The 16996-nt window shown below is 39.4% G+C and carries 10 protein-coding genes; 5 read left to right on the top strand and 5 right to left on the bottom strand.

Going from position 1 to position 16996, the window contains the following annotated elements:
* Nucleotides 1–96 precede the first annotated feature (96 nt).
* From N7931_RS00480 to N7931_RS00470, 3 genes are all read right to left on the bottom strand, one after another.
* Complete coding sequence (locus tag N7931_RS00480) at nucleotides 97–1569, bottom strand: cellulase family glycosylhydrolase (protein ID WP_262791279.1); 1473 nt, start codon at nucleotides 1567–1569, stop codon at nucleotides 97–99.
* A 542-nt stretch (nucleotides 1570–2111) separates the two neighbouring features.
* Nucleotides 2112–3617 carry a tryptophan halogenase family protein gene (locus N7931_RS00475; RefSeq protein ID WP_262791278.1) on the bottom strand — a complete coding sequence of 502 codons (1506 nt, stop codon included), beginning with the start codon at nucleotides 3615–3617 and terminating at the stop codon, nucleotides 2112–2114.
* Between the two features lie 75 nt (nucleotides 3618–3692).
* Nucleotides 3693–6656, bottom strand: a complete 2964-nt coding sequence (locus tag N7931_RS00470; protein WP_262791277.1) for a TonB-dependent receptor — start codon at nucleotides 6654–6656, stop codon at nucleotides 3693–3695.
* Nucleotides 6657–7108: 452 nt separating this feature from the next.
* Here N7931_RS00470 and N7931_RS00465 point away from each other — a divergent pair, with 452 nt between their 5' ends.
* The 3 genes from N7931_RS00465 to N7931_RS00455 all read left to right on the top strand — a co-directional run bounded on the left by N7931_RS00465 (nucleotide 7109) and on the right by N7931_RS00455 (nucleotide 10618).
* A complete protein-coding gene (locus N7931_RS00465) occupies nucleotides 7109–8461 on the top strand; it encodes a phosphomannomutase (protein ID WP_262791276.1) in 1353 nt (450 codons plus the stop codon).
* A gap of 72 nt (nucleotides 8462–8533) precedes the next feature.
* Nucleotides 8534–9379, top strand: coding sequence for a transporter substrate-binding domain-containing protein (locus N7931_RS00460; protein ID WP_262791275.1), 846 nt, complete (start codon nucleotides 8534–8536; stop codon nucleotides 9377–9379).
* Nucleotides 9380–9403: 24 nt separating this feature from the next.
* Nucleotides 9404–10618 (top strand): glycoside hydrolase family 27 protein, encoded by a 1215-nt coding sequence (locus tag N7931_RS00455; protein ID WP_262791274.1) that lies wholly within the window; start codon nucleotides 9404–9406, stop codon nucleotides 10616–10618.
* 48 nt (nucleotides 10619–10666) lie between these two features.
* Here N7931_RS00455 and N7931_RS00450 read toward each other — a convergent pair whose 3' ends face one another.
* Nucleotides 10667–11593, bottom strand: a complete 927-nt coding sequence (locus tag N7931_RS00450; protein WP_262791273.1) for an AEC family transporter — start codon at nucleotides 11591–11593, stop codon at nucleotides 10667–10669.
* A 305-nt stretch (nucleotides 11594–11898) separates the two neighbouring features.
* Between N7931_RS00450 and N7931_RS00445 the strand changes: the two genes are divergently transcribed.
* Together N7931_RS00445 and N7931_RS00440 are read left to right on the top strand one after the other, a co-directional pair.
* On the top strand, nucleotides 11899–13044 hold the full coding sequence (locus N7931_RS00445) for an efflux RND transporter periplasmic adaptor subunit (RefSeq protein WP_262791272.1): 1146 nt from the start codon (nucleotides 11899–11901) through the stop codon (nucleotides 13042–13044).
* A 23-nt stretch (nucleotides 13045–13067) separates the two neighbouring features.
* Nucleotides 13068–16175, top strand: a complete 3108-nt coding sequence (locus N7931_RS00440) for an efflux RND transporter permease subunit (protein ID WP_262791271.1) — start codon at nucleotides 13068–13070, stop codon at nucleotides 16173–16175.
* Between the two features lie 111 nt (nucleotides 16176–16286).
* On the opposite strand, the gene N7931_RS00435 is transcribed toward N7931_RS00440, so the two are convergent.
* Nucleotides 16287–16994, bottom strand: coding sequence for a LytR/AlgR family response regulator transcription factor (locus N7931_RS00435; protein WP_262791270.1), 708 nt, complete (start codon nucleotides 16992–16994; stop codon nucleotides 16287–16289).
* Nucleotides 16995–16996 lie beyond the last annotated feature (2 nt).

Here is a 16996-nt window from a genome sequence, read left to right as displayed (position 1 = left end):
GCAGCTAACAGACAAGATCTGTTAACGAGAAATCATTTTTATAGAAAGAAAAAGTGAAGCCGCTAAATAGCTGCGACCTCACGAGGGGAAATCGAGTTAGCTGTCGGCAGAAGAACCTTGCACAACGCAAGATGTGCTGTTTTCCCAACCCCAGCCGTCACCGTCTGGATCAACCGATGATGAACTGCAATAAGGGTAACCATTATTTGCATGGGTTGCTTGTGAACCCGAATCAGTTGAACTGTCTACAACACAGCTTTGGTTATTTTCCCAGCCCCAACCGTCGCCATCAGGATCTGCTGATGAAGAAGAACACGTTGGGTAATCTGAATTATTTGAATCATCTGGATTGTCTGTGTCGTCAGTTTCATCGGTGGTAGTGTCTGAATCTGTGCCTACAACACAGCTTTGGTTATTTTCCCAGCCCCAACCGTCGCCGTCAGGATCTGCTGATGAAGAAGAACACGTTGGGTACTCTGAATTATTTGAATCGTCTGTACCAACAACACAAGTTTGATTATTTTCCCAGCCCCAGCCGTCACCATCTGGATCAGCAGAAGTAGATGAGCAGGTCGGATACTCACCATTACCGCCACCTGTGCCGCTATAAATACTGGCTGTCACACTGGTATTGGCAATACCATAGCTATCATTAATTAAAATATTGCCCCAGCTTGATAAACTGCTGGTATTCCAATTAGTGACTATGTCTAAATCATCCGTTGTAGAATCGTTACCAGACCAAGACCAGCCGATATAACCAATCTGATGCGCTTGCGAACGTTCCATAATTGAATAAGCATCTACAGTGCTACCCTTATGGCTAGCACCAAACTCACCAATCACCAAAGGTAAACCTGAGTTAGTAAAAGCAGAAATATAATCATTCACCTTAGAATAGGTTTGATACACTTCGTACATGTGCACACTAAAAACTACATTTTGTTGAGGGTCGGCATTAAATACACTGGATGCATTATTGCGCATCACATTATCCCAGTCTTGCCCCCAGTTTGGCGCATCAACCATAATGGTGTGAGTAAAACCTGCGTTACGTAATCTGGAAATGGCAGAGTTATGCGCATTAATCCAGTCCGATGCACTGGAATTATTACCAAATGGCTCATTACCGATATTGATGATGACATAATCTTCCTGCCCAATTAGCTGATCTTTAATACTGATCCAATAATCCACTGCGCTAGATAAAGTAGCAGCAGCGCCATCTTCGCCATAACCGGTAGTATCATGCACTTCAAGTACCGCAATTAACTCATTTGCTTTAGCCTGCTGAATAATATTAGCAACTTCACTGGCTGATGTTTGAGTCCATCTATGGCCATTACTTAATACAACACGAACCGTATTAGCGTTATAAGATGCAATCCCTTGTAATGAAGATGACAACTGATCTGTATACCAAGTATGCGCATGGTTAATCCCTCTCATTACAAACTGAGAACCATTACCCTCATATAAATTACCATTTTGTACATAAAAACCGGCTGAAGCGCCGACCGAGGTTAATAAACCAATAGCGGCGGTTAAACTTAATAATTGAGTTTTCATTTTTGCTCCTGTTTTTGCGCTTTAATTAAACGTTTTGACTAAATTAAACTCAATGTAACCGGTAATATTTTTACAGTCAAAATGTAAATCTTTTGTAACTTTATTTACATTGGTTGTACCATTAACTGACTTTTGGTTATTTAATGATTATGAAATATATCAATTTTTTATTATTAAGTTGATATTAAAAACGAAAATAAATTTGTAACATTTACTTTTTATTGCATCTTTATTAATTTTTAATAAGTGGCATGTAAATTAAATATCAGGTCTTATTTTTTAATCATAGTGATACTGGTGTCTGCGGGCAGATAGATTTATTTTTCTGTTTAGTTAATTAATGTAACTAGGTTGTTTTTAACAGGAAGTTATTTTGTTAACTTGATCACGTTTTTTTGAATATCTAACTTTTATTAGGATTAGATATTGGCGGATTTTAAAATACGAAAACAGTAAAAACTGAACTCATCAAAATTAAATGGAAAAGGTACGAGTGCTAAATCAATTTGACTGATTAGATAGCCTTTTGAGCCTGTATAAATTTATGGTAGGCGAGCTATAAACTCTTCTGGGGTGACAGCGTTAGCTATTAATTGTTGAATATGCTGATTAATTTGGCTTAATCCTGCCAATAAATTGTGCGGTGGAATCCGCTTGACTAAAGGCGAAATCGCCTGAGGATGTATATTAAAACCATGATAAATAGCCAGCCAACTTTGCGGTGCAAATGACTCCCAATCAAACTGAATAATTTGGCCTTGCTGTTTAAAATAATTGAGCTTGTATAACAGTGAATCTGGTAGCTCTAAATGCTTTTGTGCTCGCCAGAAATCAGAATCATTTTTTGGGCTGGCGGCATAATGCAAAATAATAAAGTCTCGGATATTTAATGCTTCCCGCTCATTTTGGCGATTATATTCGTTGGCTGCCATTAATTGCATATCGGCTTGGTTTAAATCTGGCGGACAAAGTTGTAAGAACCGTTCGAGTGCGGTTTCTATCATCGAGATACTGGTGGATTCGAGCGGCTCTAAAAAACCGGAAGCTAAACCAATCGCCAGACAATTTTTTAACCACGGGGTTTTAATTCTACCTGTGTTAAATTGAATATATCTGGGATCGGCCAGTGGTTTTTCGGGTAAATGAGCGATCAACTCAGCACAAGCTTGATCCACACTGATATAATCTTTATTAAATACATAGCCGTTGCCGGTTCGGTGTTGGAGCGGAATTTGCCAGCGCCAGCCTGCGGGCATGGCAATAGAGCGGGTAAACGGGACTTTGGTTTTTAACGCTTCACAACTGCTGACAACTGCGCCATTACAAGAAAGCCAGTGCGACCAGTCGTCAAGTTCTGCATTCAAGGTTTGGCGAATTATTGCTTGTTTGAAGCCAGTACAGTCGATAAAAAAATCGGCAGCTATTACCCCTGAGTGTTTAACAGATACACTTTGGATTGTACCATTATCGTATTGATTTATTTGGGTAATTTCATCCTGAATAAAACAAACACCTTGCTCAATTGCATAATCTTGTAAGAGCTTGGCATATAATCCAGCATCAAAATGCAAAGCATAATCAAATACAGCCCAATCCCCTAAATTTTGTGTCGGTTGAGCCAATACTTTATGGTGCCGTGCTAATTGTGCTGCTAAACAAAAGTCATCCAGCTCTAATTTGGGTTGGCTTTGTTTAAGTTGATAATAACAATGGTGAAAAGGTAAATTCGATTGTTTTTGGCCATATAAACCAAATGGGTGAAAAAAAGCGGATTTATCTTTTGACCATCCCTCAAATGAGATTGCTAGTTTGACTGTGGCTTGAGTTCTTTCAATGACAGTTTTATCGCTTAAACCAAGTGTCCGGTAAAAATCTTTTATGCCAGGTAAAGTCGCTTCACCAACGCCAACGCTTGGCATTTTTTCGCTGGCTACCAGTGATATTTTAAAGTGGGTGTTTTTAAAATGGCGGGCAAGGTAAGCAGCACTCATCCAACCGGCTGTGCCACCGCCTGCAATTAATATATGTTGCTGGTTTGGTTGTTTCATCAAGGTTTGATACTAACGGTAAATCGTAAAAAAAGGATGCAACCTAAAAACCGGTTACATCCTTGCTGTCAAAAATTAAAATTTAGCTCGTAAACCTAAAGTGTATCTAGGTTCATAAATGTTTTGGTAAGCATGTTGATCAGCCCATTGATAGTAGTAATCTTCATATTCACCCGTGATATTTGAGCCGTTTAAATAAACTGAAATATCATCGTTAACATCGTAACTAACTGATGCATCAATGTAGGCGGTTTCTTCCTGCCATAAATCCAGCGCACTCCAGCCTGCATTACTATTTAAATAACGCTCACTACGGTAGTTGTATGCAATACGAACTTGCAGTGCGTCATTTTGATACCAGCCAATTAAGTTGTACTGATGCTCTGAGTTTTCTGGGAATGGTAAATCTTCGCCGGTAATGCTCACTGCATCTGACTCACTTGGTGAGTAGGTATAGTTAGTATCAATACCAAAGTTAGTTAAAAAGCCATCATCAATAAAATCTGATAAAGAGATTTTTGCTGCTAATTCAAGGCCTTTTAATGTACCGCTACCACCGTTAACGGTTGTATTCATGTTAACTGAGCGGCGAACGATACCGTCCTGATCCGGTAGATCGTTACGAACAACAGTACCGTTTGTTGGAAAACTTTCTACTTCAACTAGGAAAATACCAGCGCTAAGTTGTGACGCTTCACCCGGATAATACTCAAGTGATAAATCATAATTATCCGATCTCCAAGGATCTAAATCTGGGTTACCGGTTGAGTTTGCACCAATAATTTCACGAATACCTGTGTCACCGTTTAAAGCATAATTGGTCGATAAACCACCGCCCCATTGAATTAAATCAAGCGGAGTCATTGCTTTTGCGTATGCTGCGCGTAATTTAAGATTATTGCTTAGAGAAGCTGAAATATTTAAAGAGGGCAGTACATCGGTATACTCTCTTACTGTGACTAAATCACCAGTATCACCTGCTGCCACACCATATTGCTGTGGTGCACCCACGGTATTTTGGGTAACGGTTAAACGAGTTTGGATAACACGTAAACCAAAGTTACCAGAAACTGGAATACTGGCATCATGCTCAAAACTTAATTGTGCGTAGTAACTTAAATCATCTAAACTTACCGCGTAAGAATTACCCGGCTGAGCTGATTTTTGGTTACCCGGATATAGTTTGTTATGAAAACCCCAAACATCATCCATCGCTTTTGGATCTAAAGTATAAACTGTGTTGTTTACACTGGTGCCACCAAAGTCAGTAATGGCAATAACATCGTCGCCAAAATTAGTTAATGGTGTAGGCGCACCTGCGGTATAAGCGACAAAATCGTCTTCACCAAAGGTACCTGAGCCAGCATAACAAGCTGCATTATTAAGTTGTACGTCTGTTGCTTTCCATTTTACTAAACAGCCGTTTGGATCTGATGCGCCATTGCCTGCATATAAAGGTGCAACCATATCCCATGTATCGTTTTTAGCATCACGAGCGCTCAAACGTACACCCGCTTCAAACGAAGTAAAAAAGCCGTCTAACAAATATTTACCGTCAAATCTGACAATTTTTAAATCAGCTTCACGGTCATAGTTGTTTTCAGATGACAGTGCACCTAAAGCATAAGCATTCACATCGTTGGTAATATCTGGCAAAGTCCAGCTTGGGTGATCGCCTTCATAATTAACAACTGAAGTGATTAAGCCTGTATAGCCGTTCGGGTTTGCTAATGCTTCACCTGATGGATAGACCGGAGTGCTCATCCACTGGCTGCCTTGCGCTAAATCAATATCAGCATAACTATTTATGTAGCTTTGTTTGGCATGGCCAACTACTGCACGTACTGTTGAAGTGAAATCACCGCCGTTATCGTAATTTAGCTCAACATTAAAGTTACGTGATGATGAATCATAATTTTCGGCTTGAGAGTAAGATTTTAAACGACGGCCGTTTAGCTCATATTCCTGCACTGAAAAAATATCATTAATACCTGTTTCACGGTATTTGGTCGGTGTGAAATAACCCCAATTTGTCCATTTATCTGAATGTGCAAAACCCGCAGAACGTTGATTTTCTTCCATATTGGTATAAAAAAGATCTGCATTTAACGTAAAACCTTCGCCTAAATCAGCTTGAAAAGAGGAATTTAAACCAAGACGCTCACGCTCATTAATTCGGTTGTAAGCTGTGTGACCTTGAAACGCAACATATTGATCGTTTAAATCACCGTCGCCATTTGCGTCAAAACCATCTAAATTACCATCGTTATCCGTATCTAAATTATGATCTGCACTTGGGAAAGCCCAGCCTTCACCAGCTAAACCTGTCCAACCTTCATCACTTGCACGGCCATTAAAATAGTTAGCTAAATTTACTGTTTGGTAAGAAACCGAAGTTAAAAAGCCCCATTTATCTTCACGGTAGCTGACTAATAAATTAGCAGACGGATCATACTCGTCAGAATCTAACCCATGCTGAACTTCACCAGCGACTGCAATAGTTAAATCTTCTTGGAAATCAAACGGACGATAAGTTTTTAAATTAACTGAACCTGTAATACCTGCCGCAACGTTAGTTGCTGTCGGGCTTTTTATAACCGATGCACCTTTAAATAACTGTGACGGAATATCGTTAAAGTTTGGCTGAGTAGAAGTAACCGAACTAGCACCTATATATTGCTCGCCATTTAAAGTGGTAACAACTTGAGGTAAACCACGAATACTAATTGTGCTACCTTCACCGGCTGAGCGACGAATTTGAACACCGGTAATACGTTGCAATGAGTCTGAAATGGTCACGTCTGGTAATTTACCAATATCTTCAGACGAAATTGCATCTACAATTGAGGTAGCATTACGCTTGTCAAAAATAGATTTGATTACAGAACCTCTTACCCCTTTAACGTTGATAGTTTCAACTTGTTCTGCTGGCTGTGCTTCTTCTGCGAATAAATTAAAACTCGTACCTGCCATTAAACTGGCTGTAATACTGGCCGCAATTAAGCGCTTGTTAAACTTTGCTTGTTTACAATGTTGCATTATGTTCACCTTTCTCCGTTTGTTACCGGTTACATATTTGTTGTCTTGAAACCCAAAAACAAAACGGATTATATTCAGAAAAAAAACAACTTGTAAACATATTGTTTTAAAAATTTATTAAATAATTTAAGGGTTTTATGGTTTTTTATATGTATTACAGTGTGTTGAGTGTGATTTTTAGCGAGTAAATATATTCTGTTTTAATCTTAAATATTTAATTTTTAGGTTTGAAAGATTAATTTAGATTTTCATTTTTGTAATTCCGGTTACATTTTTGTCGGTTTAGAATAAATAATTGACGATTGGTATTTATTACTGGTTTGTTCAATAAAAGGCTTGCTTAATAATTTAAAACCGGTTACATTTTAAATAAATGTTAACTCAAAGGCTGTAACTTGTATTTTTTGTCACAACTTTGAGCTTGTTTCATCTGTTTAATATTGGAGAAATGTGTGCAGTCGCTAACTTGTTTTAAAGCTTATGATGTAAGAGGGAAGGTTCCTTCTGAGTTAAATGCAGAGATTGCTGAGAATATTGCCAGAGCGTTTGCATGTGTTACAAACGCTAAACATATTGTTATTGGGCATGATATTCGCTTAACCGGACCAGAATTAACCCAAGCGGTTGTAGCCGGACTAACAAAACAAGGGTGTGATGTTACATTTATCGGCCAGTGTGGTACTGAGGAAATATATTTTGCTGCCCAGCATTTAGATGTTGATGGCGGTATTTGTATAACCGCCAGCCATAATCCTGAAGATTATAATGGGATGAAATTTGTTGAGCGCGATGCTAAACCCTTATCTATTAGTGCGCTTAAAGCAGTAAAAGCCTTGGCTGAAACGGCTCATTTTGACGACGTGGTAACACAAGGGTGTTATCACACGGCTAACTTACGCAGTGAATACAAAGCCCACTTATTGTCTTACATCGATAAAACTCAGCTCAAGCCTTTAAAATTAGTTGTTAATGCCGGTAATGGCGGCGCGGGTGCGATTGTTGACTTATTGGAAAACGAGTTACCTTTTGAGTTTATTAAAGTGAATCATGAAGCAAACGGACATTTTCCAAATGGTGTACCTAATCCTTTACTTGAACAAAATCGCCAGTCAACCGCAGATGCGGTTATTGAACATGGTGCGGATTTAGGGATTGCATGGGATGGTGACTTTGATCGCTGTTTCTTTTTTGATGAAAACGGCCAATTTATCGAAGGCTATTATATTGTTGGTTTGCTCGCCAGTGCGATGTTAGCCAAACATGCGGGTGGCGGTATCGTTTATGATCCTCGCTTATGCTGGAATACTCAGCAAATTATTAAACAGCAGGGCGGTGAAGGCACAATGAGCAAAACCGGACATGCGTTTATTAAACAAACCATGCGTGAAGTCGATGCGGTTTATGGCGGCGAAATGAGCGCTCATCATTATTTTAAAGCATTTGCGTATTGTGATAATGGCACCATTCCTTGGTTATTATTAACCGAAACATTATCTACACAAAATGCAAAGTTATCGCAATTGGTGTCTGAGCAGCAGGCTAGTTTCCCTTGTTCTGGTGAAATTAATTTTACCGTGGCGGACAGTCAGGCTTTATTAACGCATTTATTAGCGATTTATGCCGGACAAGCTATTTCGGTTGATCAGCTAGATGGGCTAAGTTTAACCTTTGATAACTGGCGGTTTAATATTAGAGCGTCTAATACCGAACCTTTAATCCGGTTAAATATAGAAACGCGAGCCGACACCGAGTTGTTAGCTCAAAAAGTTGCGCAAATGTCTGAATTGATTCAGCGCTTTCAATAAATTAATGGTTTATAAAAAACCATTAATTTTATATTTAATTAAAATGTAACCGGTTTTTTTTGAGGTGTGGTTATGCTTAAAATACTTATATTACTCATTACATTAATCTGCTTGCCGTGTGTTGCGGCAACCGATATTAAATACACCCGGATTAGTGATGAAAAAAGTCAGTATTTTGTCAAATTAATAAAGCTGGCACTGGAAAAAGCTGGGGCTGATAAAGCCTATAATTTAAAAGAAAGCAAACAAACGTTTAATCAGCAGCAACAAGTTGAACGTTTATTAAGTGGTGAGTTGTCTATTATGTGGGCCGGCACTCAACCAGAGTATGAAAATAAACTGCAACCTGTGCGTATTCCGCTGATGAAAGGTTTGCAGGGACACCGGATTTTTTTAATTCGTAAAGGCACTCAAGCTGAGTTTGATAAAGTGAATACTTTACAGGATCTTCAACAATTAAAAGCCGGTCAGGGGCGTTTTTGGGGTGATACGCCTATATTAGAACATGCCGGTTTACCTGTGGTTGCGCCAGTTAAAAAAGAAAATTTATTTTATATGTTAGATGGCGCGCGGTTTGACTATTTACCTTTAGGGGTACATGAACCTTGGGATGAAGTAAATAAAAGAGAAAATATTAACTTAGCGGTAGAGCAAAGCCTGTTACTGATTTACCCGATGCCGATGTATTTTTTTGTAAGTAAAGATAACGAAAAATTGCGCCAGATTATTGAAAGCGGTTTAGAAGCTGCGATCAGTGATGGCAGCTTTGATGAGCTGTTTTATAACGCGCCTCACGTAAAAAATGCACTTGATTTAGCTAAACTGGCTAACCGTAAGGTTATTAAAATAGCCAACCCGAATTTAAACAATAAAACACCAATCAATCGGCCGGAGCTCTGGCTGAAGTTAGAAGAGTAATAAAAACAAAAGAGGATATTAAGTATGAAAAACGCATTAAAAGCAGTTGGGTTATCAAGCTTATTGTTGTTCTCAAATTCTGCTTTGTCGCAAAAATTTGAAAATTTAGCACAAACCCCACAAATGGGCTGGAATAGCTGGAATAATTTTGATTGTGATGTAAATGAAGACATGATTAAACAAATGGCGGATGCCATGGTGGAATCGGGGATGAAAGAAGCCGGCTATGAATATATTAATATTGATGATTGCTGGCATGGCGAACGTGATGAAAACGGCTTTATTCAAGAAAGCAAAGCGCATTTTCCATCAGGGATGAAAGCATTAGCTGATTATGTGCATAGCAAAGGGTTAAAACTTGGGATTTATTCTGATGCGGGCACTAAAACTTGTGCCGGTAAACCGGGTAGCCGTGGCTACGAATATCAGGATGCAATTACTTATGCTAAATGGGGAATTGATTATTTAAAATATGACTGGTGTAGCACTGAAAATGTAAACCCGATTGGTGCTTACACTTTAATGCGTGATGCTTTGCATTCAGCTGGCCGCCCAATTTTATTCAGCATGTGTGAATGGGGTGACAATAAACCTTGGGAATGGGCAAAAGACGTGGGACATTCATGGCGGACAACCGGTGATATTTACCCTTGTTGGAGCTGCGAAAAAAATCATGGTTCATGGTCGTCGTGGGGGGTAATGCCAATACTGGATATGCAAAAAGGGTTGCGTAAATATGCAGGCCCAGGGCACTGGAATGACATGGACATGATGGAAGTTGGCAATGGCATGTCGTTTGAAGAAGATAAAGCGCATTTTTCGATTTGGGCTATGTTGGCCTCACCATTAATTGCTGGCAACGATTTACGTAATATGTCGGATCAAACCCGCAAAATTTTAACGAATAAAGACATTATCGCGTTAAATCAGGATAAATTAGGCATTCAAGCAATGAAATTTATTGATGAAGGCGATTTTGAAATTTGGGTAAAGCCGCTTGAAAACAATGAATTAGCATTTATGTTTTTAAACCGCTCAGATAATGCAATTGACTATAACTATGACTGGCAGTTTAATATCTATAAAGATGACATTTTTAATTATTATATTGATTTTAATAAAGAGTCATTCAACTGGAAGAATTTATGGGAAAAAGGTTCAGGGAATACTAATAAAAAGTTAAAAATTAAAGTACCAGCCCGTGGCGTTCAAGTTTTGCGCTTAACTCCTGAAAAATAAATTAAACGGTTTATAGACAAAAAATACTAGTCAGGGTTTGTAATATGTTTAAACAAACCCTAAATAACTTAAAATCACCAATCCTAAAGTAACGGTTAGCGGGCTGAGCGCGGTTGAAAGTGTAATAATTTCAGCCGCTAAATTGCCATGCTGAGTCATTTGTTTGCTCATTACATAAGCGGCAGCAGCGGTTGGTGTTGCCATCATTAAAAATAGAATGCCGGTTTCTTGCTGATCAAAGCCTAAATAAATCCCAATAGTTACAATAATCAATGGCTGAATGATAAGCTTAATTGCGGTCGCGCTGGCTGCTTGTTTATGGTTGGCTTTAAAACTGTGCCAATCTAAACTGGCACCAATACAAAGCAGGGCTAAAGGCAAGGTAAGCTGAGATAAATAACCCAAAGATTTACCCATAATTTGTGGGGTTGGCAGATTTAAACTGGACCATAATGCGCCGCTAATAATGGCGATAATCAATGGATTTTTGGCAATTTTTTTAAGCATTCCTTGTTTGGTATTACTCAATAATAAAACTGCCAATAAATTATATAACACCGTAATAAATGCCAGATAAACTGCGGCTTTGGCAATAATTTGCTCACCGTAAGCATTAACACATAACGCTAAACCGATAATCGCCATATTGCCGCGAAAGGCACATTGGGTAAACACCCCCAGTTTAGACTTTTCGACAAAATAATAAGCAATTAACCATACAATCACTACCGATAAAATCGTCGCCAAGGCAGCAAAGCCAATTAATTGGGTATTTAAATTTTGGCTGAAAGAACCTGATGCAGTGCTTAGAAATAACAAGCAAGGTAGAGCGACATTAAACACCAGTTTATTACCAACCGAGACAAAATGATCGTCAATTAAGTTAATTTTTTTAAATCCGATACCGGCTAATAAAATAATTAAAATTGGCGCAGTAACATTGAGCGCAACCAATAAATGATCGAATAAAGACAAAATAGATACTCAGAATAAAATACGCGAAGCAGAAGCTTAACGTTAATGTAAATGACTTGCCATATTTAACCTGATCTGCACATAAGAAAATAGCCCGTTGGAACGTAAAATAAGCTTGGTTTAGCATTATTTAATCCAATTGTTGAGGATTTTACTTCAACATTTCTTATACGCACCTCAGGTTATTTAATCATGGATGAAAAATATTACACAAAGAGTTTTAGGCAAAAACTCCGTATTTTAAGGCAAACCTTAAATCCAGAGGTTTATTAAAATAGACATACCTAAACAAATCAGGGGTTAGGATGAAAAAGCGGACATTTATTTTAATGGCGATTGTGCTGGTGAGTAGCTTTGGGCTTTGGAGTTTTTTTCAAACACAAAATAGAATTAATGCACAGGAACTTGCCCAGCCAGCTCAAGCAAAACAAGTGGATAGCTTAACTTTGGATCTGCAATCCATTGAGCAAACTCAGTTTATTTCTGGCCGTGTGGTGGCATCGCGTTATGCTGATATTCGCCCTCAGGTAGATGGGATTATTATTAATCGTTTATTTGACGAAGGCGCTTATATTGAAAAAGGTCAGCAACTTTATCAAATTGATGATGCTAAATACAAAGCTCGGTTAACCAGTGCCAATGCGGGTTTAAACAGTGCAAAGGCGGATTTTGAAGCATTACAAACACGCATGAAACGCTATCGCGAACTAATTAAAGCCAAAGCAATCAGCCAGCAGGAATTTGAAAATACTCAAGCGCAGTTATTACAGGCTCAGGCCAATGTTGAATTAGCCAATGCTCAAGTAGAACTAGCGCAGGTTGAGCTGGATTACACCAAAGTTTTTGCCCCCATTTCTGGCCATATAGGACGTTCGTTTGTAACCGAAGGCGCTTTGGTAATCGCCAATCAAACTCAGGCTTTAGCAAGATTAACTCAGCTCAATCCGGCTTTTGTCGATTTGCAGGAAAGTCGTAATAAATCGCTTAAGTTGCAGCAAATATTATTTAACTCACAGCAAAATGTCCCTTTTAGCGTCGATTTTACGGATGAAACCGGCGTGGTTAGCCGAAGCGGTGAAATTAAATTTTCAGAATTAAATATTGAGCAAAGCACAGACTCAGTAACCTTTAGAGGTGAATTAGACAACCCTGATTTTAAATTGCTGCCCGGTGCATTTGTGAACGCCAGCATTAATTTAGGTGAACAAGCCGTGATTTTATTACCGCACAAGGCTGCTATTCGCAATGCGTTAGGTGAGTTAGAAGTATGGTTGATTGATCAAAATAATCAGGCTTTTGTAAAAACTATTCAAGCGCAATCCAGCTATCAGGATAATTGGATTATTGAGCAAGGGTTAACCGCGGGCGATAAAATTGTCCTGCGCGGTTATCAAAAACTGAAATCCGGTGATTTGGTGGAAGACCAAAATAACCAACCTAAAATCGATTAACTCATTAAAAACAGGATAAATTAATGGCTAGATTTTTTATTGAACGCCCTGTTTTTGCATGGGTTATCGCTATTTTAATTATGTTATTGGGGATCTTGGCGCTGCGTGGTTTGCCGGTGGAGCAATATCCTAAAGTTGCACCGCCTACGGTGACTATCAGCGCAACGTATCCGGGCGCTTCAGCGCGTTCGGTGCAAAGCTCGGTGACACAATTAATTGAACAAAGCTTAACCGGAATAGACTACTTGCGTTATTTTTCGTCAAGTAGCTCAGACGGCAGTGCCTCTATTACCTTAACGTTTGAACCAGAGGCCGATCCGGATACCGCCCAAGTGCAAACGCAAAATAAAATTCAATCTGCTATTGCCCAGCTACCTGCGGAAGTTCAGGCGCTTGGGGTGAATGTAACTAAAGCCAATAGCAGTTATTTAATGGTCATTGGGGTTTATTCTGAAGATGGTTCACTGACTCAAACTGATATTGGCGATTTAGCTAATCGCTTAATCCGCGAGCCGGTTTCAAGAATTAACGGTGTCGGTAATGTGAATTTTTTTGGTAGCCAATATGCGATGCGCATTTGGCTTGATCCGCAAAAACTGAACAGTTATTCATTAACTCCGGTTGATGTTGAAAATGCGATTCGAGCGCAAAATATTGATGTATCGGCCGGTCAAATTGGTGGCATGCCAGCAGCAGCTAATCAGCAAATTAATGCTACTTTTACTGCGCAATCACGGCTTAAAACTGTAGAACAGTTTGAACGCATTATTATTCGGGTAAATGAAGATGGATCGCAATTGCATTTAGCCGATGTAGCCCGAGTTGAACGTGGTGCAGAAGCTTATGACGTGCTGGTTCGTTACAAACGTAAACCGGCTGTTGGAATGGGGGTGAGTTTAGCAACTGGCGCGAATGCGCTAGAAAGCTCAAAGTTGATTAAACAAAAAGTGGCTGAAATTGCTAAAACGCTGCCGCCGGGGGTAAAAGTGGTTTACCCGCGTGATGCCACCCCGTTTATTCAGCTTTCAATTGAATCTGTGGTTAAAACCTTAATTGAAGCGGTTGTGCTGGTATTTTTTGTGATGTTGTTGTTTTTACAAAATTTACGCGCCACTTTAATTCCAACCATTGCTGTACCTGTGGTATTGCTTGGTACGTTTGCGGTGCTGAGCGCATTAGGTTACAGCATTAATGTATTAACCATGTTTGCTATGGTACTGGCTATTGGTTTGTTGGTAGACGATGCAATTGTGGTGGTTGAAAACGTTGAGCGTATTATGCACGAGGAGCATTTACCAGCTAAGCAGGCAACGATTAAATCCATGAGCCAGATCACCAGCGCGTTAATTGGCATTGCGATTGTACTCTCGACTGTATTTGTACCTATGGCGTTTTTTAGTGGTGCTGCTGGGGTGATTTATCGCCAGTTTTCAATCACGATTATTACCGCGATGACATTGTCGGTATTGGTAGCCATGATTTTATCGCCCTCACTTTGTGCCAGCTTTTTAAAGCCGCAAAATAAAACCGGTTTGCATAGCATGAGGTTTTTTCGCGGTTTTAATTTTTATTTTGACAAAATCAGACAAAAATACCAAAACGCAACTCATTATATGATCCGTCGCACACTGCGTTTTATCGGGATTTATGCCCTATTAGTTGCTGGAATGGCGTATTTATTTAACGATTTACCTGAATCATTTATCCCAAATGAAGATCAGGGCATTATGTATATGACGCTTAAAACGCCGGATAACGCAACGGCTAACCGCACCTTAGAATCGGCTAAACAAATTGAAGATTATTTTTTAGAAGAGCAGGGCGATTTAGTTGAGCATTTATTTGCTGTGGTTGGTTTTAGTTTTGCCGGCTCTGCACAAAATGCCGGAATCGGTTTTGTTGGCTTAAAAGACTGGTCAGAAAGAACCCAAGATGATCAAAGTGTATTTGCGATTAACGACAGAGCAAGGCAAGCATTAAGCGATATTAAAGATGCCAGCGTATTTACCTTTTTTCCGCCGCCGATTCGTGAATTAGGTAACTCATCCGGTTTTAATTTTCAGTTGGTGGATGCAAACGGCCAAGGCCATCAAGATTTAATGCAGGCGGTTTATCAATTACTTGAACTGGCTGCAACTAATCATAAATTAGTTGGCGTGCGTCAAAATGGCTTGAGCGATGTACCGCAATTTCAGCTGAATATCGACAGCGAAAAAGCATCGGCTTTGGGGATTCCGTTAACTGACATTAACCAAACATTGCAAATTGCATGGGGCGGAAAATACGTTAATAACTATTTAGACCGAGGCCGGCTAAAACGGGTTTATCTGCAAGCCGATATCGATTTTAGAATGATGCCGGATAATGTAACCGACTGGTATGTGCGTAACCAGCAAGGGCAAATGGTCTCGTTTGATGCATTTTCAACACCTGAATGGCAAATGGGATCGCCCAAACTTGAACGTTTTAACGGTAATCCATCGATAAACTTTTTAGGTGCGCCAGCCGCAGGGGTTAGCTCTGGCGAAGCAATGGCTGAAATTGAACAGTTGGTGACTCAGTTAGATGGCGAATACAGAGTGGAGTGGTACGGTATTTCGTATGAAGAAAAACAAACTGGTAGTCAGGCCGTTATTTTATATTTGTTATCTATTTTAATGGTGTTTTTATCGCTCGCCGCATTATATGAAAGCTGGCGTGTACCATTCTCAGTGATATTAATTATTCCGCTGGGTATTTTAGGTGCAATTACCGCCGCTTGGTTATTTAATTTATCGAACGATGTTTACCTGCAAGTTGCGCTATTAACCACAGTTGGGTTAGCGGCGAAAAACGCCATTTTAATTGTTGAATTTGCCAAATCTCAGGTCGAATCTGGTCAGCATAAATTATCAGAAGCCATTGGCCTTGCAGCTAAACAAAGATTCCGCCCGATCATTATGACCTCACTGGCGTTTACTATGGGGGTATTACCATTAGCGCTTTCAAGTGGGGCAGGCGCAGCCAGTCAAAATGCAATAGGCATCAGCGTGATTGGCGGCATGGTCACCGCAACCGGCTTAACCATTTTATTTGTACCTTTGTTTTATACGTTAATTGAGCGCAGAGTCGCGAAAAAGGCGGGTAAATAAACGGAAAATTAGTTTAATCATTTAAATTGTAAAACTATGTAGGCCGCTTTTTATCGCATGAATTTGAATAATTTTAAGCATGAAAGTGGCGTACGAATATACTTAATTAACTTACAATGACATCTGCTTTTTAAATAAGGTTGCTTGTCTGCGCGATAGTTCGACTATTTTGCCGTTTTGTAAGTGAATTAGCAGGTTGCCATTGAGTGTTATTTCTACGTCAGTAATATACTGCATGTTAATCAATTCACCACGGTTGGCTCGAAAAAAGAGCTGTTCAGGTAAGCGTTTTTCAACTTGACTTAACGATTTATAAATCATTGGCTTGTGCTGGTCGAAGTACAGTCGAGTGTAATTACCTATGGATTCAAATAGTTGTACTTGTTGTAATTTAACTAACCAACATCGCTCACCTTCTTTAACAAAAAAACGGCTATCGCTGTGAAGTTTATCTTCGACAATAGGTTTGTGATGTAACGTATACGCTTTCTGTACTGCGCTGGTTAAGCGTGGCAAGGTAATAGGTTTGAGTAAATAATCGAGTGCATTCACTTCAAAAGATTTAATCGCGTATTCGTCATAGGCCGTGGTAAAAATAATCGTCGGTACATAGGTGAGTTGTTCCAGCATTTCAAAACCATTCATTTCTGGCATATCTATGTCGAGAAATATGATGTCTGGGTGATATTGCTCGATTAACTCGACACCTTGCACACCGTTTTCAGCTTCAGCGATCACTTCAATATTTTTAAATTGTTTTAATTGCTCTTTGAGTTCAAGTCGCGCAAGGCGGCTGTCTTCAACAATAATGGCTTGCATAA

This window comes from Catenovulum sp. 2E275 (assembly GCF_025515275.1).
In the GTDB taxonomy this organism is placed as follows: Bacteria; Pseudomonadota; Gammaproteobacteria; order Enterobacterales; family Alteromonadaceae; genus Catenovulum.
Note: the sequence above shows the minus strand (reverse complement) of the source record. Positions and strands in the feature narration are given on the sequence as shown.

What these genes read in the sequence shown, in the direction of transcription:
- N7931_RS00480 (WP_262791279.1), bottom strand. Translation starts at nt 1,569, where the DNA reads ATGAAAACTCAATTATTAAGTTTAACCGCCGCTATTGGTTTATTAACC.
- N7931_RS00475 (WP_262791278.1), bottom strand. Translation starts at nt 3,617, where the DNA reads ATGAAACAACCAAACCAGCAACATATATTAATTGCAGGCGGTGGCACA.
- N7931_RS00470 (WP_262791277.1), bottom strand. Translation starts at nt 6,656, where the DNA reads ATGCAACATTGTAAACAAGCAAAGTTTAACAAGCGCTTAATTGCGGCC.
- N7931_RS00460 (WP_262791275.1), top strand. Translation starts at nt 8,534, where the DNA reads ATGCTTAAAATACTTATATTACTCATTACATTAATCTGCTTGCCGTGT.
- N7931_RS00455 (WP_262791274.1), top strand. Translation starts at nt 9,404, where the DNA reads ATGAAAAACGCATTAAAAGCAGTTGGGTTATCAAGCTTATTGTTGTTC.
- N7931_RS00445 (WP_262791272.1), top strand. Translation starts at nt 11,899, where the DNA reads ATGAAAAAGCGGACATTTATTTTAATGGCGATTGTGCTGGTGAGTAGC.
- N7931_RS00440 (WP_262791271.1), top strand. Translation starts at nt 13,068, where the DNA reads ATGGCTAGATTTTTTATTGAACGCCCTGTTTTTGCATGGGTTATCGCT.
- N7931_RS00435 (WP_262791270.1), bottom strand. Translation starts at nt 16,994, where the DNA reads ATGCAAGCCATTATTGTTGAAGACAGCCGCCTTGCGCGACTTGAACTC.